The 18,499-nt window shown below is 63.3% G+C and carries 15 protein-coding genes; 10 read left to right on the plus strand and 5 right to left on the minus strand.

Annotated elements, in window-relative coordinates:
• Positions 1-120: 120 nt before the first annotated feature.
• The 6 genes from IGS61_RS20655 to IGS61_RS20680 all read left to right on the plus strand — a co-directional run bounded on the left by IGS61_RS20655 (position 121) and on the right by IGS61_RS20680 (position 7,552).
• Positions 121-1,503 carry a hypothetical protein gene (locus tag IGS61_RS20655; RefSeq protein WP_230541350.1) on the plus strand — a complete coding sequence of 461 codons (1,383 nt, stop codon included), beginning with the start codon at positions 121-123 and terminating at the stop codon, positions 1,501-1,503.
• On the plus strand, positions 1,496-2,230 hold the full coding sequence (locus tag IGS61_RS20660) for a hypothetical protein (protein ID WP_230541351.1): 735 nt from the start codon (positions 1,496-1,498) through the stop codon (positions 2,228-2,230). Before IGS61_RS20655 ends, IGS61_RS20660 begins: the two co-directional genes overlap by 8 nt.
• Positions 2,231-2,238: 8 nt before the next feature.
• Complete coding sequence (locus IGS61_RS20665; protein ID WP_230541352.1) at positions 2,239-5,070, plus strand: ATP-binding protein; 2,832 nt, start codon at positions 2,239-2,241, stop codon at positions 5,068-5,070.
• Positions 5,067-6,074: a DUF4424 family protein gene (locus tag IGS61_RS20670; RefSeq protein ID WP_230541353.1), complete on the plus strand. Its 1,008-nt coding sequence runs from the start codon at positions 5,067-5,069 to the stop codon at positions 6,072-6,074. The genes IGS61_RS20665 and IGS61_RS20670 overlap by 4 nt, the downstream gene beginning before the upstream one ends.
• Before the next feature lie 2 nt (positions 6,075-6,076).
• On the plus strand, positions 6,077-6,670 hold the full coding sequence (locus tag IGS61_RS20675) for a nucleotidyltransferase family protein (protein WP_230541354.1): 594 nt from the start codon (positions 6,077-6,079) through the stop codon (positions 6,668-6,670).
• Positions 6,671-6,742: 72 nt separating this feature from the next.
• The gene (locus IGS61_RS20680; protein ID WP_230541355.1) at positions 6,743-7,552 is read left to right on the plus strand and encodes a hypothetical protein; all 810 of its coding nucleotides are present in this window, start codon (positions 6,743-6,745) and stop codon (positions 7,550-7,552) included.
• 1 nt (position 7,553) lies between these two features.
• Here IGS61_RS20680 and IGS61_RS20685 read toward each other — a convergent pair whose 3' ends face one another.
• A complete protein-coding gene (locus IGS61_RS20685; RefSeq protein ID WP_230541356.1) occupies positions 7,554-8,072 on the minus strand; it encodes a hypothetical protein in 519 nt (172 codons plus the stop codon).
• A 222-nt stretch (positions 8,073-8,294) separates the two neighbouring features.
• Between IGS61_RS20685 and IGS61_RS20690 the strand changes: the two genes are divergently transcribed.
• Complete coding sequence (locus IGS61_RS20690) at positions 8,295-8,447, plus strand: hypothetical protein (RefSeq protein ID WP_168208500.1); 153 nt, start codon at positions 8,295-8,297, stop codon at positions 8,445-8,447.
• Between the two features lie 24 nt (positions 8,448-8,471).
• Positions 8,472-8,711 carry a hypothetical protein gene (locus tag IGS61_RS20695; protein WP_034753464.1) on the plus strand — a complete coding sequence of 80 codons (240 nt, stop codon included), beginning with the start codon at positions 8,472-8,474 and terminating at the stop codon, positions 8,709-8,711.
• Between the two features lie 269 nt (positions 8,712-8,980).
• Here the strand turns inward: IGS61_RS20695 and IGS61_RS20700 are convergent, their stop codons facing one another.
• From IGS61_RS20700 to IGS61_RS20710, 3 genes are all read right to left on the minus strand, one after another.
• Positions 8,981-9,247 carry a DUF6289 family protein gene (locus IGS61_RS20700; protein ID WP_230541357.1) on the minus strand — a complete coding sequence of 89 codons (267 nt, stop codon included), beginning with the start codon at positions 9,245-9,247 and terminating at the stop codon, positions 8,981-8,983.
• A 241-nt stretch (positions 9,248-9,488) separates the two neighbouring features.
• Positions 9,489-13,916 carry a translocation/assembly module TamB domain-containing protein gene (locus IGS61_RS20705; protein WP_230541358.1) on the minus strand — a complete coding sequence of 1,476 codons (4,428 nt, stop codon included), beginning with the start codon at positions 13,914-13,916 and terminating at the stop codon, positions 9,489-9,491.
• Complete coding sequence (locus IGS61_RS20710; protein ID WP_230541359.1) at positions 13,916-15,832, minus strand: autotransporter assembly complex protein TamA; 1,917 nt, start codon at positions 15,830-15,832, stop codon at positions 13,916-13,918. Before IGS61_RS20710 ends, IGS61_RS20705 begins: the two co-directional genes overlap by 1 nt.
• Before the next feature lie 223 nt (positions 15,833-16,055).
• Between IGS61_RS20710 and queC the strand changes: the two genes are divergently transcribed.
• Positions 16,056-16,769: a 7-cyano-7-deazaguanine synthase QueC gene (gene queC / locus IGS61_RS20715; RefSeq protein WP_230541360.1), complete on the plus strand. Its 714-nt coding sequence runs from the start codon at positions 16,056-16,058 to the stop codon at positions 16,767-16,769.
• A 79-nt stretch (positions 16,770-16,848) separates the two neighbouring features.
• Positions 16,849-17,745 (plus strand): sterol desaturase family protein, encoded by an 897-nt coding sequence (locus IGS61_RS20720; RefSeq protein ID WP_230541361.1) that lies wholly within the window; start codon positions 16,849-16,851, stop codon positions 17,743-17,745.
• A gap of 4 nt (positions 17,746-17,749) precedes the next feature.
• Here IGS61_RS20720 and IGS61_RS20725 read toward each other — a convergent pair whose 3' ends face one another.
• On the minus strand, positions 17,750-18,484 hold the full coding sequence (locus tag IGS61_RS20725) for a helix-turn-helix domain-containing protein (protein ID WP_230541362.1): 735 nt from the start codon (positions 18,482-18,484) through the stop codon (positions 17,750-17,752).
• Positions 18,485-18,499: the final 15 nt, after the last annotated feature.

Genomic DNA, 18,499 nt, shown 5'->3' on the forward strand with positions numbered 1-18,499 from the left:
TGTCCGCACCTCCCCCTCCCATGCGCTAAATTGCATGTCAGAACTGATATACTGACGCCCCCGCCCCGCAGCGCCGCGTTAGCCCGCAGCGCCGCCCGCTGAACACTCATCCGGAAAAGAATGATTGATATAATGGCAAGTGCAGCCGTGGCAACGGATGCAAATCAGACAGAGCAAGAGCATCACGATTCCTTGCAGGCGCATTTCCAGCCCAATATTTCGGCCGACGAGATCGAGCAAGTCTTTCACTTGAAGCGGGCGCAACCCTTGCTGCAAGTGTTTACGGCCCTGTTCCATGGCGGTTTCGATGGCGTGCTGGTGCGTCTGCTGGTGTTGCGCGAGCTGGCGTCCGATGCGGCCACGTCCGCCTATACGCGCGCCGATATCAACACGAAACTGGCCTATCTGTTGCCGGAAAGCCTGGAAACGGTCTTGCTGCGCCTGCGCTCGAACCAGCTGCTGGCCTGGGATGCGCAGCAGGGCGTGTACCGCGTCACGCCCATGGCGCGCAATGTGCTGTCCGCCATCGACAGCCTGCTGGGCCTGGGCCAGACGGAAGACGAGGCCGAAATGGGCTTTTTGCTGTCGCAGGTGGCCGGCGCGCAAGCCGTCGGCGGCGTGTCCGTGGAACAATTGCAACATCTGCTGGGGCGCCTGGTCGACTTGACGGAGGAATTCTCCGACGCGATTGCCTCCGGTTCGGAATTCCGGCTGCGCACGGCGCAGGCGAAGTGGAACATGGCTTGCGACTGGGTCGAGAAGGGGTCCGAGATTCTCGTGGCCATCACCTCCGATGAAAACGCGGACAGCGCCACGCACAAGGCGGCGCAGGCGATTGGCCGCGCGCAAAGTAAATTGCTGAACATGCAAGGCATGTTTTCGCGCGCCCTGAACCAGATCGAGCGCCAGCGCGTGCACCTGGGCCAGTCGGGCTTGTCGACCACCGACATCAAGCGCTGGCTGCTGCTGCACGACGACCTGGCCAGCCTGGCCGAAGGCGCCATCGACCAGCCCGTCGTCCCCTTGTTCTCCACGCCGGCCGAAATGATCGACGTGGCCGAAACGGAACTGCTGTCCGAACGGGCGGCAGGCGTCACCAACACGGGCCTGCCCAGCGGAGAGGACGCGCCCACCACCATCAGCGACGGTCCCGCCATGCAGCTTGAACTCGATGATTTGCTCGAACGCCTGTCGAACTTTGCCAGCCTGGGTAATTTCCCCAGCATCGGCGAAGAGGGCCCGAAGAGCGTACCGGTGCAGGATTCGCTGCTGCCGGCCAGCTTTGCCGTGGCCTCGTACCGCGCCTCCATGCTGCCGCTGCTCGGCGACGTATCCGAAGCGAGCTTGCAAGGCTCGACGGCCGAACTGGCCCGCTTGCCGATTACCTTTACACCGACCGACGAGATGGTCCAACTGACCGACCCCCACGTGGCGGCCATGTCGATCGCCTCGCTTTCACTGAATGTTTCACTTGATTTAGATAGCGGCACCGCCGATGAATGACGATTCCCAAATCCTGATTGCGCGCCTGCTCACGCATCAAACCCTGCGCCGCGACGACAAGCTCGTCAAGCGCGTGCTGTCCGACGAGCTGTTCCGCGCCGAAATCGATGCGCGCCTGCTGGCCTGCGGCTTGAAACTGCTCGACAACGTGTACGCCGACCATGTGACTTTGGCCCTGACGCGCACCATCGAACCGAAGATCTTCGGCGCGCGCGACGTGTGGCAAAACAACAATTTTGGTTTGGCGCGCGATGGCGTGGCCTTGCTGGTGGTGCTGTGGGCGCAGATCATCCTGCCCAAGCGCGAACGCCAGGAAACGCACCAGCACGCCGATGATGATCAAAATGACATGTTTGGCACGGAAAAGCCCCTGCCGCGCGCGGAAGACGCGTCGATCGGCATTTCCTACAAGGCGCTGCTGTCCGACTTCGGCGACAAGCTGGGCAAGAAGACGCGCATGGACATGAATCTGGGCACCCTGGCCAAGCTCGGCTTCATCGAGCGGCGCGGCGACTTCATCCTGGAAGGCCCGCTGCTGGACCTGATGATGGATACCGACGTCTTGAAAGAGCGCATCATCAACGGCGCCCTGGCCGACGTGTTCAAGCGGGCGCCCGCGCGCCTGGTGGCCGTCGACCCGGATGCCGACCTGACAGACGACCTGTCCGCCGATATCGGCGACTTGCCAGACGCGGGCGACGAGCCTGCGTCCGACCTCCCTCACTGAAAGCGCCCATGTTTCATATCAAATCACTTGAACTGGTGCACTGGGATTACTGGCAGCGCATCAAGAATATTCCGCTCGACGCGAAGATCATCACCATCGCGGGGCAGAACGGCTCCGGCAAGACGACCTTGCTCGACGCCTTGCGTACCCTGTTCGGCCTCGATTGCTCGATGGGCCGCACGTATAAACACTATGCGCGCCATTCGGGCCAGCAGACGGCCTGGCTGCGCGCCGTGGTTGACAACAAGAACGTGGGCAAGCAGCTGTCGAACCGCCCGTTCCGCAGCTCCGGCTTCTTCAGCGACGATGAAGTGACCCTGTTTTGCCAGATCCAGAAGAACGGCGGCGACTGGAAGCGCCAGTATTTGATGCGCCCGGGCAATGTGCAGATCGAGGACATCACGGACGCCAACGACTGGCTCGGCGTGGAAAACTACCGCAAGCGCCTGGCCAATGCGGGCCTGTCGCCCGCCATGTCGAAAGTGCTGGCGCTGGAGCAGGGCGAGACGGATAAATTGTGCGAATACGCGCCGCGCCAGCTGCTCGACCTGGTGTTCCAGGTGTTCGGCGACAAGGAAGTGCTGGACGCCTACGATGAAGCCAAACGCCACCAGCGCGATACGGAAGTGGAGCTGAAACGCTTCGAAACGGAACTGGAAGCGTCAAAAACCAACCTGGAAGGCTTGCGCCTGCGCGTGGCCAATTACCACCAGTGGGAAGGTTTACATAAGGAACGCCGCAACCTGCTGGAAGAAGTGCTGCCCAGCCTGCAATACCACGAGGCGCGCGAAAAGGCGGCCATTGCCAGCCGGCAATTGCGCGATGCGCGTAAACCAATGGCGCAGGCCGACCAGCAACTGACGGATAAACGCAATGCGCTGGCCGCGCAGGCGAAGGCCCTGTCCGACGCGCAGATGAATGAAACCCTGCTGGAGCAGGAGTCGATCGGCTTGCAGAGCCGTTTGTCCTTGATCAATGCCAAACTGAAACCGCTGGACAGCCTGCTGGAACAGAAGGACCGTTTGCACAAGCTGGCGGCCGATTCGGGCAGCGACATCGCCGAAGTGGCGGCCCAGCTGGAGCAGAAGGAAGCGCAATTGCTGCAGCAGCGCCAGCAGCGCGACGCCTTGTCGGCGCGTATCGCGGGCGAGCAGGCAACGATTGCCGCGCTGCAAGGCAAGACGGCCATGCCGGAGCCGGACAATGTACGCGGCATGCGCCGCGCGCTGCGCGACGCGGGCATTGCCCACGCCATGCTGTCCGATATCGTCGAAGTGACGGACAGCCGCTGGCAGGGCGCCGTCGAAGGCGTACTGGGCGGTTACGCCTCGGTGGTGCTGCTCGACAAGGCCAAGGATGCGGCCGCTGCCTATCGCCTGGCCGAGAAGGAGCGCTACCGCCACTTCATCGTGCCCGACCTGGTCACGGCGCCGGTGGCGAAAGACGAGAGCCTGCTGGCGGTGGTGAAATTTTCCGCGCCCGTGCCCAGCTGGCTGATCGAGCAATTGTCGCGCATTGCCCGCGTTGATTCCGTCGAAGCCGGTTTCAAATTGGGCAACCACGAGGAATGGATCACGCCCGAGGCGTATCACCGTGAACGCCGCGGCGGACGCTCGCTGTTCGTGGAAGCGTCGCGCTACCGCTTCGGCCAGGCTGGCCGCAGCGGCCGCCTGGAAGCGCTGCTGCGCTCGCTGCCGGGCCTGGAAGGCCAGGAAGACACCTTGACCCTGGCGATCTCGAAGCTGGCGGCGGAAGTGGGTGCGTTAAAAGCGCGCATCGCCGGCGTCGATGCCGCCAAGGAACTCAGTGCGCGCCAGGAAGAATTCGCCGAAGCGCTGCGCAATTCGAAGCCGCTCAAGGAAGAGCGCCTGGAAGTGGGCGGCCGCCTGGGCGAGCTGCAGAATCTGACGAAGAACGCCACCGTGGCGCGCACGCGTGCCGATACCGTGTGGCAAAACGCGCGCCTGGCCCTGTCCGAAGCGGAAGCGGGTGCGCGCCTTGGCTACAAGAAACAAATCGAACAGCGCGCCGAGCATGCGCGCGCCTTGCTGGCCCTGCGCCATGCGTGGCGCCACTTGCCGAAGAGCTGGCGCCGACCAGCGCGCCGCGCGGCCCTCGTGGCCGAGCACCAGAATGCGCACCAGGTCGACTTGCGCGTTGCCAGCCTGCAAAACAGCCTGGCGCGCGACGACTGGGAACTCGACGCCACCGTCATCGACCAGCACCACCGCCTGTCGGACCAGCTGCATGGCCGCCAGTCGGAAACGGACGAGCGCCGCTACCAGAACAACCGCGCCATCGAAGCGACGGGCAATGCACGCGGCGCCTACATGGAGCGCTTGCGCTACACCATCAAGACTTACAGCAAGAACATCAAGGAGCTGGGCGAGCTGGCCGGCATTGAAGTGCATGCCGACCCCGTGCGCCTGGAAAACGACGACGTGCAGCTGTCGCAGGCGGGCTTGCACGTGCGTTTCAAATTCGACGGCAAGGGCGTCATCGGCATGAACGATGGCGAAGCGTCGGGTGGCCAGCAGGTGATGAAGTCGCTGGTGCTGCTGATCGGCCTGCTGAAGTCGGAAGACGGTTCCGGCGGCTTCGTCTTCATCGACGAACCGTTTGCCCACCTCGATATCCGCAACATTCAGCTGGTCGGCGAATTCCTGAAAAATACGGAAGCGCAATACCTGATGACGACGCCGTTGACGCACAACACGGATGTCTACGATCCCTCGGAGCTGACCTTGATCACGAGCAAGAAAAAGAAGGATACCCAATGGGCACAACCGATTTTCGTGCTGCAGCGCCGGATCGACCCCGCACCGGGCAAGGCCGCATGATGGCCGTGCGCAAGCTGGTTCTGGCTGCGGCCCTGGCGCTGGCGTGTTCGGCGCCGGCCGTGGCCAACGACGGCATCGGTTCCGTCAGCGCGGGCGGCATCCTGTTCGGCAAGACGGACGCCGTGGCCATGAAAAAGGAAGTGCTCAGCGTGAGCACGGACTTGATCAAGGTCGAGTACGAATTTCTCAATGAATCGGCCAGGGACGTGGAAGAAACGATCTTTTTCCCGCTGCCCGAATACTCTGCCGGCTACCACGGTTCGCCCACGTATTATGGCCAGCCGCAGCAGTTTACCGTCGACGTGGATGGCAAGCGCAAGGACTATAAGACGACGTTTGTCGCCAAGATCGACAGCAACGACGTGACGGCCCGCTTGCGCCAGCTGGGTCTGTCCGACGCGCAAATTGCCTATTTCCCGTCGCACACGCCGTTCGACAAGAAGGTGGCGCCGCTGACGGCCGCGCAGAGCAAGATCATGATCAAGGAGGGCTTGCTGGCCCAGCTGTACGACGAGGAGTGGGTGCCGGCCTGGACCGTGAAAGTCATCTACCTGTGGCAGCAGAAATTCCCCGCCGGTAAAGTCGTGCGCGTGCGCCATCAATATGCGCCATTCGTCGCGGCCGGCCCCGGCGCTTCTTACCTGGGCGATGGTAACGAGTTCGAAAAGAAATACTGCGGCGACAAGGCGTTCTACAAGACGTGGAACCGCCTGGCGGCCCAGCAGGGCGAAAGCGGCTTCGTCAATGCCGTGTGGGTTTCGTACATTTTGACGACGGGCAACACCTGGAAGAATGGCATCGAGGATTTCACCTTGAACTTGATCAAGGGCAAACCGGACGAGCTGATCAGCCTGTGCTTCCCCGGCACGTTCACCAAGATCAACCCCACCACCTTGCAAGTCAAGCTGCGCAACTTCCATCCGAAGCAGGATTTGGACGTGTATTTCGGCAATGTCGAAGGCACGGTGAGCAACGACGGCGTGGCGCCGCAGATACGGCCATAGGAATGCGCACGCAGGAAGCGCTGGCCGCGCGCCTGCGCGCCATCGCCCGCGCCACGCCGTGGTGCATGCAGGCCCTGCACGCCGTGGCGCAGCTGGGCTTGCCCCACTGCTGCATCGGCGCCGGCGCCGTGCGCAATCTCGTGTGGGATGCCTTGCACGGCTACGCGCAACCGTCGGCATTGAGCGATATCGACGTGGCGTATTTCGATGCGCACGATGTGCTTGCGGAGAGCGAGGTGCAGCTGCGCCAGCGCCTGGAAGCTGTGCTGCCAGGCCTGCCATGGGAAGTGTGCAACCAGGCCCGGGTGCACCTGTGGTTCGAAGCTGAGTTTGGCTACGCCGTGCCGCCCCTGCTGTCGCTCGACGACGCCATCGCTACCTGGCCCGAATTTGCCACCTCGGTTGGCATCTGGCTGCAGCCCGACGGCGAGATCGGCATCGTCGCGCCGCATGGCCTCGATGACTTGTTCAATATGGTGATCCGGCGCAACCCGGCGCGCATCAGCCTGGACGGTTATGCGCAGCGCCTGGCCGGCAAGGACTATGCGGCGCGCTGGCCGCGCGTCACCATCATCGCCCAGGTAAGTGTGGTGTAAAACGCAATTAAATGCACTGTGGATACAAATTGCCTATAATTGCCAATTTTCCAATAGTGTTTTCCTGATCCCATGTCCTTCCTGATTTCCATGCCGCTGCGCCGCCTCGGCCGCCTGTTCTGCCTTTCCTCCGTCCTCGTGGCGCCCGCCGCCTGGGCCGACAGCTATACCGATTTCCAGCAAGCCAGCGGCCAGCTGGAAGCGCTGATGGCCAAGGCAACGATGCAGAGCGGCTTACCGCGCCTGGGCGATCCTGGCGTGGCAGCGTTGTTTGAGCGGATTACCGATGCGCCGCGCCTGTTCCAGGCGCCCGTCGCCGCGCTGCAGGACCTGAACCAGAGCGTGGCACTGTGCGAGCGGGCAACCAACATCGGCAAGGCGTATTACACGTTCGGCAGCGAGCGGCCGCTGCCGCTGTCCGGGGCCGAATTGCAGCAGGCGCGCACGGACCAGGTAACGCAGAACCTGGCCAATTATGGCGATGAAATGAGCACCTTTTTTGCCTTTGGCATGCATTGTCATGCGCACTTGATTGGCTTGATGGAGCAGGAATTCAGTGCCCAGCCAGCGGATGCGGTGAGCGGACCCGAGCGCATGCGCGCGCGCGCCTTCAGCAAGGGTTCGACCACCATGTATGTTGGCGTGGTGCAGTTCGTACAAGTGCCGTTCTGGAGCGTGGCGCAAAAGAAACGGATGCTGGAAGCGGCGGCGCAGCACGCGTCGGCCAATGTGGCGCTGATGGCGCCGCCGTTGCGCGAGCGTTTGCTGGGCAGTCTTGCGCAGGCGGACCAGGATATCGATCCGGCCCTGGCGCCGGCGCTGGCGACGATACGCCAGGCGCTGTCGGTGACGACGTGTACCGGCCTGTGCCAGTACTACTGAGTTACTCGGCAGCCTGCAAGGGCTGGTTGCGCTGGCGCCAGCGCACCAGGCCCCACGCGTAGACGGCGTAGTAGCCGATGACGAGGCCATAGGCGGCCATCGTCAGCGGGCTCTGGCCGAATGGCGGCGGCGGCACGGGCACGTCGAGGCGCGAGTTCAGGTAGATTTCCATGCCGCGGTACAGCAATCGGGCGATGAACAGCATCGTGATGGCCAGGCCCAGGTAGCGGTGCTGGGTAAAGAAGAAATCCTTGCCGACCGGCTCGAAGCGCGTCAGCTTCAGGCCCAGCACGCCCAGCCAGCCGCCGGCCAGCGCGGCCGCGCCCAGGCTGGACAGGGGCAGGACGTCGAATTTCGTCGTCGTCGCGAGGAACAGCAGCAGCGCGGGAAACGCGACCGCCACCGTCCAGTGCCGCCACAGCTGCGACTTCTGGCGCGCCACCAGTTTCTTCAGGCGCGAATAAATGCGCCAGACCAGCAGCGGGACCAGTAACAGCAGGGCAAGGGTAGTGGTTTCCATGTAGGCATTCGGGTACGGTAAAACAGCGATTGTAAGCCAGATGGGGGCGGGCGGCGATGCTTGTCAAACGGTAAAAGTTGCTTGTTGACATTTACATGGCATGCAAGCACTATGCCCTGTCGCGCCATGCCGCCGTTCGCGGACGCCAGGCCGGCAGGCAAATATGGACAGGTGGCGGGCATCTCGTGGTATGGTCTTCTTTTGTCTGCAAGGAGGCCAGCCATGTCAGTCATCCATGCCCACCGCGCGCCCGACCCGGCGCCCGTCGATGAACCCATGCCGGCGCCGGAGCCGCAAGAAGCGCCCGGGCACCATCCGGGGCCCGTGCACCCGGTGCCGCAGGACGATCCCGTGCCGCACCCGCATCCCAGTTAATCTCGTCAAGAAAGGCTGTTTTAGATGGCAATTGTCAAGGAAGTCTACACACGCAAAGTCAGCGGAGAATCGTTCGACTATGAACTCGATTACACCCAGGGCGCGGACGTGGCCTGGATTGCGCGCGTGTACCACGACGGCGTGCTGAAAGGCTCGCCGCACGGCGCGCTGACGGCCAACGTGCTGTCCGGCCCCGCGCTGGAACAATACCTGCGCGCGTATGTCGAAGGCATGATCGAGCGGGGACTCGACGTGGCCGAGTAAGCCGTTGGCGTCCTTTGCCGCAAGAGTGCGGCGGGTTCCTGCCCCATCATTCCTTCCGATATGGGTGCGAAAATCCGGCCGTCATTGCGGCCCTGGAATGCATTTTTAAAAGTCCTGAAAAGATAAAGCCCGCGTAGCGGGCTTTTTTTACGGAACAACATGTCATTTTCCGGGTTCGGTGCTCATGTTTTTAAAAGTGCAATATTCATGCATGCCAAATGCATGCTGTCCCGTGCTTCACGATATTCTATTATTTCTGCGTAAATATTTTATGGGTAGCCGTGGCCAGTTCCGGGCAATTCCGGTCCGGTGGAGGAGCATGGCATTTGCATGTCTTCCGTGCGGTACGGTGTTTGTTCGCCCCAATAAATCATCCTGCCCGAGCAGGTGAACTCTGCGCCGCCTACGTAGTCCGAGTACGATGCATCGGAATAGTAAGTGTAGCTAATGGAATACATCGGCCGGGCGTAAGCCGCGGCGGCAACCAGCAATGTTGCAAGCGTAGCGGCAAAAGCAATTTTCTTTTTGGTTTTCATCTATTTTCCTTGATTATAAAATTCAAAAAAATATATCCCCATAAATTTGCTGCGAATTGATTGTATCTTAATAATTTATTTTTTTGGCATGATTCTCGGGAATTCTTGGTTGCGCCAATTTCGCCATTCTTTGTTTTTACGCCTATGCGTTTCGTGATCAGCCATCGATAAAAAAATGCCGCTCAGTCTGCACTGAGCGGCATTGATTACCGGCTGTCCGTATTGTCGAGCGGTCGGACGGTCAATCGAACGCCCACGTGTACAACACGTCGAGCGCATTGTTCGTGCCCGTCTGGAACTGTAAAGTGATGCGGCGGTTCAGCTTATAGCGCAGTTTCACCAGGCTCGTCGCCGTGCTCGTGCCTTGCTCGAACGTCAGGTAGGCGCGCGACGAAAGCCGCTTGCCGACGGTGACGACCGTGCTTTCCAGCCCTTGCGCCTGCGACAGGCCCACTTCGTCCAGGCCCAGCGAATTGGCCAGCTTGCCCTGCAAGCCGCCGCCGGAGCCGCCGAAGAGGGCGCCTGCGGCCGTCGTCAGCAAGGCCATTTCATCGCCGGCCGCCGTTTCCGCGCCGTGGCCGAGGATCAGCCAGGCCAGCTTGTCGCTGTCCGACACGCTCGGCGTGGACACCAGCTTGGCCGTCGGCGCCTGGGCCGTGCCGCGCACTTCCACGCCCGCTTCCACATTCGTTTCCGACAGGGCTTCGCCTTCGGGACGCTTGCGCACGGCCAGGATGTTCAGCGACGGGTTGTCGTAGGCGCCCGTGAAGGCGATCAGGCCCCGCTCGATCGACAGTTTCTGGCCGTAGGCCGCGTATTGACCTGTGACAACCTTGATGCTGCCCGTCACGCGCGGCGCGGCGCGGTTGATGACCCTGGCGCGCACATTGCCGGCCAGGTCCGCATCGAGCCCCATGCCGCGCAGGTGGAAGGCGTTGCCCAGGTCAAATTCCAGGTCGATATTCAGGGGCAGCGAAGGCGCTTCCTTGCCACCCTTGGCTTCCTTGCCCAGCACCACCACGTCATTGCTTTGCGTCGGGGTATCCTGCGGCGCCAGTTCGATCAGCGCGCGGTTGGCCTTGAACTTGCCCTCGAAGCTGAAGCGCTTGTCGTTGCGCACCAGGGTGCTGTTGCCGGACAGCACCAAAGTGCGGTCAGGGCGCGACAGCGCCTGCAGGCGGTCGGCCATCAGCTTCAGTTCCAGGCTCGCCTCGCCATTTGCAAAGCGTACCCAGCCATCTGCCTGCACCTTGCCATCGCCGCCGTCAAAGCTCAAACGCTGCAATTGCAATTGATCGCCGGCCAGCTTGGCTTGCAGCACGCCATTGCGCAATTTCAAGCCCTGGTCGGCCCAGTTCACCAGCAGCTTGCTGCCGTTGATGTCGCCATTCAGTTGCGGCGCGCCGATGGTGCCGCTGCCGGCCAGCGCCACTTTCAGGGCGCCGCCCAGCTCCAGGCCCGGCTGGCCCGTCAGCGGCGCCAGCCAGGCCAGTGAATCGATACTGGTGGTACCCGTCAGGGAGAGGGCGCTGTCGTTGCTGATGCGTCCGTTCAGCATTTGCACAGTGGCATTGATATCGCTCTGGCCCGCGCGCGCGCCATCGAGTTTCACGGCCAGGCGCAGCTGCTGGTTGGCGACATCCACGCGGGCATCGAAGGTGCGCAAGCCCAGCGCCAGCGGCTGTTCCACGCCCACCGTCACGTCGCCTTTTTCGCGGTAGATGTGCAGCATGCCCGCCAGGGACGGGTCTTTCTGCTTCGCCGTCGGCACCTGCATGTCGAGCGACCATTGCGCGCCCAGGGTCAGGTCGCTGCGCGCATTGGCTTGCAGCGAGGGAATGACCTGCGCCAGATAGGTCAGGGCCACGCCAGCCGCCTGGCCGGAACTGGTCCAGCGGGGGCCGTTCTTGACCAGGTTTTGCATGGTGATGCTGCCTGCCGGCAATTTGATGACGGTGTTGCCCACGCTGATCTGTTCCGGCTGGCCCAGGCCCGCCACGCCGCTGCCGGCTGGTCCCGCCACTTTCACGGGCACGGGCGCCTGCAGCACGAGCGCGTAGCGGCCCTTGTTTTGCAGGCTGTCGATGCTGCCCGTCCAGGCGGCGCCGCTCTGGCTGCCCTTGACTTGCACGGTGGCATCGAAATCGTCATTGCGCGCCGTCAAACTGAGCGTATGGCTGCCACGCGTGCCCGTCGTTCCCAGGCGGGCGCTGGCCAGCTTGAAGGTGGGTGTGGCGTAGCCCGTGATCTCCAGGCTGCTGACCATGGGGTCGAGCGCGCCCTGGCCGGCGCCCACGCTGGCGCTGCCTTTGACGGCTTTCAATTGCTGGTCGCCAAAGAAGGTCAGGTCCTTGCCATCGAGCGTCAGTTGCGCGGCGGGCGCGTCCATCTTGCCCGAGACGGAACCGGCCGCATGCAGCACGCCGGCAAAGCGGGGACCCAGGGTCGACAGTTGCGGCGCATCGAGTTTCCACGTCAGCTTGTCGGTGGCGCCGCCCAGCGCACCCTTGGCCAGCAAGCTGTTTGGCCCCAGGCGCAATTCCGTATCCACGCTGTCGATGCGTTTCGCGTTCGCCGACAGCTTGGCGTAGCCGGCCAGCGGGGCGTTTTGCAGGGTCGATTCGCGCAGGGCCATATTCAGGGCCACTTGCCAGTCGCTGGTCAGGCGGCCGCTGCCGTTGAAATCCGCATTGACGTTGCCGTTGGGCAGGGATGCGCCAAATGCGGCCGGGTTGATCTTTTGCAAGGAACCCGTCATTTTCAATTCCGCCTGCTGCTTCGGCCCCGTCAAGCCCACTTCGCCGCTGGCGTGGATGGCGCTGTCCGCTGCCGGGCGCTTGCCGCTCGTTAAACCCAGTCCTTTCGCATCGGCCACAAAGCTCGTGCGCGGCTGCTGCACGGTGCCTTGCACCACGCCGCTGGCCTGCACGGCGCCCAGCAAGTCGCTTTTCAGGGCGGAAAGCTGGCGCGCATCGACGTTCCAGTTGAGTTTTTCGCCGGCGCCGCCAAAGTTGCCCTTGGCCGTGACGTTATTCTTGCCCAGCGCCAATTGCACGTCGATGCCGCTGAAATGGGCCGCATCCGCCGTCAGCTTGCCCTTGCCGGACAAAGGCTGGTCGAGCAGCTTGCTGGGGCGTACGGTGAAGTCCGCATTCGCCAGCCACTTGGGGGTCACGTGGCCGTTGGCGCGCACGTCGAGGTTCAGGTCGGCCACGGGGAAGGCGCCGAAGTCGGCGGGATTGAGGCGGCTGGTGCTGGCCACGGCCTTGAAGGGCTGCTCGTCCTTGAGGCTGATCTGGCCCGTCGCGTTGACGCTGCTCTTGCCTGCCTGCAAGGTGGCCTTGCGCAGTTGCACCAGAGAGTCGGCCAGCGTCGCTTCCACGTCCAGGCGCAGCTTGGCTTCGCCCAGTTTGGCGCGCAGGGTTTGCGTCTTGCCGTCGCTGTCGAGCACGATATCGCCGACGATCTTCGTGCTGTTGATGCTGCTGTAGATGTGCTGCAAGTCGATCTTGTCCGTGTGCAAGGTCAATTGCGCATTGCCGATGGGGCCATCGACGGCGTCGCGGTTGAGCTTGCCGCTGCCCGTGAACTTGCCCGCGTTGCCGAAATCGATGATGGCCGATTCCAGCGTCGTGGCCGTCAGGGTGCCGCCCAGGCGCGCCTCGAACTGGCGCAGCGGCAGCTTTTGCTGGTCGATGGGGCCCGGCGTGGCGTGGTTGAGGATAGCCAGCTTGCCCGACACGGTTTGCCTGGCCGGCCGGGTGTCGATGGCGGCATCGAGTTCCAGGCTCAGGTCCGCCTGCGGCAAGGTGGCGTCGAACTTGCCCGGATTGATGTTGCGGCCCTGAATGCTGGCCGAGCGCAGGATGATGACGGGGTCGAACGGCGCCAGCGCCAGCCGGGCGTCGGCCGTGGCCGCGCCCGCGCTGCCCTTGGCCGTCACGTTCAGCAGGTTCAGGTCGCCGCCCAGCTGCAGCGCCAGGGCGGCCGGTTTTTCGCCGGCGGCAGGGTTGACCTGCGTCAAGCCCGCCTTGCCTGACAGTTTGAACGGTTGCGTGGCGGCAATCGTCGCGCTGGCCGTGGCCTGGCCGAACGGCGTCAGGGCCGAGGCGTCTTCCAGCTGCCATTGCGACTTGTCGCCCGACAAGGTGAAATGGATCTTTTCAAATACCGTGTTGCCGCCCGCGCTGACGAGGGTCACCTTGTCCAGGCGCGCGTCGGCAATGCCGATTTTAAAAGGCGCGGCCAGGCTGGCGGGCATGGTCGACGGTTCCTCGGACGGCGCCGTGCTTTCCACAGCCAGGCTGGCCACGTGCAGTTCGCTGATGGCGATGCCTTCCGAAAAGAACTGGAACGGCGACCAGTTGATGTCGATGTTGTCGGCCGTGATGTGCTGCGTCTTGCTGCGGTAGCTGACGTGGCCCAGGTGCATGCGGTTGTACAGCGAGCCGGACACGCCCGACACTTCAATGTCGCCGCCGCTGGCGCTGGCCACTTTTTGCACCAGCATCTGCAGGGTCGATTCGCGGCCCAGGAACCAGAAGCCGGCGCCCAGCAGCACGGCCAGGCTGGCGACGGCGATCAGCACGTAGCGGGGCCAGCGGCGCGGTTTTTTCGCCGGCGGTGGCGGCGCGGCGCCGTTGGGGGACTCGGTAGAAATATCGGACATCAGAAAGTGAATCCCAGAGAAAAGTGCAAACGGTAGGCGTGGACGGCGTGGCCATATGCCACGTCGACATTGATGGGACCGACGGGACTCTTGTAGCGCCCGCCCAGGCCATAGCCCGATTTCGGCGTCAGCGCCTTGACGGTATCGGCCGCGTTGCCGGCGTCATAGAAGGCGGCAATCGCCCATTTCGGCTTGAACCAGTACTGGTATTCGGCGCTGGCGGTGGCCATGTAGCGCCCGCCGACGGTGGCGTCGCCTTCCTTGACGCCCAATTCCTGGTAGGCATAGCCGCGCACCGACTGGTCGCCGCCCGCGCGGAACAGGTAGACGGCCGGCACGCCGCGTTTTTCCTTCGAGCCCAGCGCGCCCATTTCGCCGCGCACGATCAGCTCGCCCTTTTCGCCGAGCGGACGGTAATACACGGCCTTGCCGGCCACGCGCACGAAGCGCTCGTCCGTCAGCACGGGCAGCAGGGCGCCGCCCACCTGGGCATTGATGACATAGCCCTTGGTGGGGAACAGCAGGCTGTCGAGGCTGCGCTTGGTGATGGCATAGGTCAGCGGCAAGCTCTTGCTGCGCGTCTGTTCCAGGCCCACGACGGTCTTGTCTTCGCTGAGGAACTCGAACGTCAGGCTGCGTTCGAGGTTGGTGCCGCCCCAGTTGCGCTTGGCCGAGATGGTGGTGACGGCCGTGATTTCGTTGGAAATGTCGCTGCGCTCGAACGAGGCGCCCGCGCTGTCGTTGTAGCCGCGCTCGGTCGTCGGAAAGTAAAAATTGGCGTGCGCCGCCTGTTTCTTCGTTTCCATCGTGAGCGCGCTCTTGAAGCGCGTGCCCCACACGTTCAGGTTGTCGTAGTTGAGCTGGGCACGATTACCCGTATTCGTACTGAAACCGAGACCGGCGCTGACGTTCTGCTGCTTGTTTTCCGTCACGCGCACGACCAGCGGCAGCAGCGGCGCGGGGCCGCGGTTGGCGGGCTTGGTTTCGGCGGCGGCCCCGGCGCTGGCACCTTCGGCCTCGGCTTGCTGGCTTTCCTGGCCCGCCTCGATCTGTTCGCCCAGGATGCTGCTCATGTCGGCGCTCACTTCCACGCTGGCAAAGTAGCCCGTGTCCTGCAGGCGCGCCTGGAACGATTGCAGCGCCGATTCGCTGTAATAGTCGCCCGGGCGTATCTTGTCGAGGTTGCGGATGATGCTGGCATCGTAGCGTTTCAAGCCTTCGATGCGCAGCTCGCCGAAGCGCAGCTCGGGGCCGCTGTCGAGCACCACCAGCAAGGACACCTTGTGCGTTTCCGGGTCGACCACGGCTTGCGTATCGACCAGCTGGGCGCGCGGGTAGCGCGTCTGCACCACTTCGCGCAGCAGCGCACGCTTGGCGGACTCCCATTCCGCCTGGCGGAACACGCTGCCCGATTTCAGCGACCAGCTGCGCTTCAGGGCTTCCGTATCGAAGGGCTCGGAAGCGGCCAGCGGCGGCGTGGGGTCGAAACCGCGCAATTCCAGCTCGACCTTGTCGACGGTCACGGGCTGGCCCGGGTCGACGTCGACGATGACGACGGGTTTGGCGCCCGTCGTATCGACACGCACCGTGACGACGGGCGTGTAGTAGCCGGCCGTGGCGATGAGGTTCCTGGCTTGCTCGGGCGTATCGCGCACGAGGCGCTGCAACTGCTCGCGGTCCATGCGCGGGTTGCCGCGGAAGCGTTCCAGATCCAGGTTTTTTTCCAGCAACTCATCGAGGTCGCCGGGCGCGTTCACCTTGACCTCGTACTGCAGCGGGGCGGGCGCCGCTTCCGTGGCGGGGCTGTCCGCAACGGCGTCTTGCGTGCGTTCCTGCGTACCCTCCTGCGCGCCGGCATGGGCGATGGGAAACAGCGAGATGACACTGCCGGCGGCCGCCAGTGTCAGTTGACCCATTGCTTTTGTCACTACTTGTGCCAAAATTCGTGGTCGTATCGCCTTGCCGGCAGCTGTATGCCGTATGGGTCGTGCAGAAAACATGGTGCTCCAGATGAGTAAATGCTGACTGCATGTTACCGGAATAGGTAAACTGATGGCGGACGAATAAGTATTTTTTGCGCAGGGAATCCCGTTTCCCCGCGCACGATTGCAACAGAGTAAAACTGAAAAGAAAGAAATTATGCTAGCAACTGACTCCGCACTGGTGCTCTTTAGCGGTGGGCAAGATTCCACCACCTGCCTGGCCTGGGCCCTCAAGCACTATAGCCGAGTGGAAACCATCGGTTTTGACTATGGACAGCGCCATGCGATCGAGCTGACCGTGCGTCCCGGCGTGCTCGAGCAGATGCGCCGGCAGTCGCCCGAGTGGGACAGCCGCCTGGGCCAGGACCACATGATCGACCTGTCGCTGATTTCCGCCATTTCCGATACGGCCATGACGCAGAACGTCGAGATCGTCATGCAGGAAAACGGCTTGCCGAATACCTTCGTGCCTGGACGCAACTTGCTGTTCATGACGGTGGCCGCCACCGTGGCCTACCGCCGCGGCTTGACAGTGCTGGTGGGCGGCATGTGCGAGACGGATTTCTCCGGCTACCCGGATTGCCGTGACGACACGATGAAGGCGCTGCAAGTGGCCCTGAACCTGGGCATGAACACGCGATTGAAGCTGGAAACGCCGCTGATGTGGCTGGACAAGGCGCAAAGCTGGGACCTGGCGGAAGACCTGGGCGGCCAGCCGCTGGTTGACCTGATCCGCAGCGGCACCCACACGTGCTACCTGGGTGAGCGGGGGCAATTGCACGACTGGGGCTATGGCTGCGGCACGTGCCCGGCCTGCGCCCTGCGCGCGAACGGCTACCAGCAATACGCTGCGCGCAAGGCCGTCAAGTAAGTGGTGTTGCGCCGTTTCTTCAAGCGGCGCGGCAGGGGGACAAGCCATGCTGTGGTTTTTGCCACAGGAGCATCTTGTTATGACATCCCTCTTTGCCGCGCTGTACGGCCCCGTGTTCTGGGGCGGCTTCATCGGCGCCGCCAGTTATCTGATTGCGGTTAGCCAACATTCCCTCTGGGTCTTGCCGCCCTTGCTGCTGCTGGCCCTGCTCACCTCGTTTCTTGCCGAACGGTATCTGCCATACGATGGCGCGTGGAACCACGCCCAAGGCGACGGCTGGCGCGACGCCGTGCATGCGCTCGTCAACGAGGCGCTGTACCTGCCGGGCCTGGCGGCCTTCCCCCTGCTGGCGGGGCACCTGGCGCTGGGGCCGTTCTGGCCCGGCGCCTGGCCGTTCTGGCTGCAGTTGCTGCTGGCGATTGTCATTGCCGACTGCGGCATCACGCTCGTGCATTACCTGAGTCACCGTTATTACTTTCTGTGGAAACTGCATGCCGTGCACCACAGCGTGCAGCGCCTGTATGGTTTCAATGGCTGGATGAAACACCCCTTGCACCTGCTGCTGGAAGCGGCGGGCGGCATGCTGCCCTTGCTGCTGCTGGGCATCCCGGAGCGTGTCATGGCCGTGCTGGCGTTTGCCGTGGCGATCCAGCTGCTGCTGCAGCACGCGAATGTGGACATGCGCATGGGGCCGCTGCGCCACGTGTTTGCCTGGGCGCCGCTGCACCGTTTCCACCACATGAAATACGGCACGGCGGGCGACGTGAATTTCGGCCTGTTTTTTACCTGCTGGGACCGCCTGCTGGGCACCCGTTTCGACGCACCGGATTACCGCATGCGGGGCGAGGACCTGGGCATCGGCAGCCGTCCCGATTATCCTGTGGCCTACCTGCTGCAATTGCTCGAACCGTTCCGCGCGGAAGAGGGCGTGCGCGCGCCCGAGCTGCCGGACGGCTTGAAGCAGGCGCTGAAGTGAACACTTAATCGAGCAGCGTGACCTTGAGCTGGCGCAAGCTGCGGTCGGCGCGCACGCCGAACAGGCTGCGCATGGTGCGCGAAAAATGCGCGGCATCGGCAAAGCCGGCACCGTGGGCCGCCTCCGTCAAGGTACTGCCGAGCAAGATGAAACGGATGGCCAGGCGCAAGCGGCGCCACAGCACCAGCCGCCGCACGGGCAAGCCCAGCTGGGCGCTGAACAGCCGCTCCAGCTGGCTCAGCGACAAGTGTGCCGCTTCGGCCACGGCGGCCGCACTGACCTTGCCCGACAGCAGCGCATCGACCTGGTCCAGCGCCCGCTGCAGGCGCGCGTCGGCCAGGATCTGGCGCGGCTGTGCCTGCAGCGCGGCGGCAATGCCGTCCAGGGTGGGTGCGCCTGCGCCGCCGGCGGCTGCCAGCAGGGCTGCGCCCAGCCGTTGCGGTTCCGCATAGATGGTCAGCATGGGCGCCGGCGCGGCCAGGATGGCGTGCGGGCGCAGGCTGTCGACCAGCAAGTGCCGCGCCGTGTGGACGATGCCGTCGAGCTCGGCCGTGAAGGGCGCTCCCGTGCTCAGCATCAGCTGGTGCGCATAATGGGCGTGGCTGGCCGTGGCGCCCGCTGCGCCATGCAGGATGGCAAAGTCAGGCGCCAGCCATAGTGTTCCCTGCCAGCTATCTTGCTGCAAACGCGACTCCTGCGTGATGGTTTCTACGGCATCGAATTTTCCCGAAGTACACATTATTGCATTTACGAA

The organism is Janthinobacterium sp. FW305-129, assembly GCF_020858115.1.
Taxonomy (GTDB): domain Bacteria; phylum Pseudomonadota; class Gammaproteobacteria; order Burkholderiales; family Burkholderiaceae_D; genus Janthinobacterium.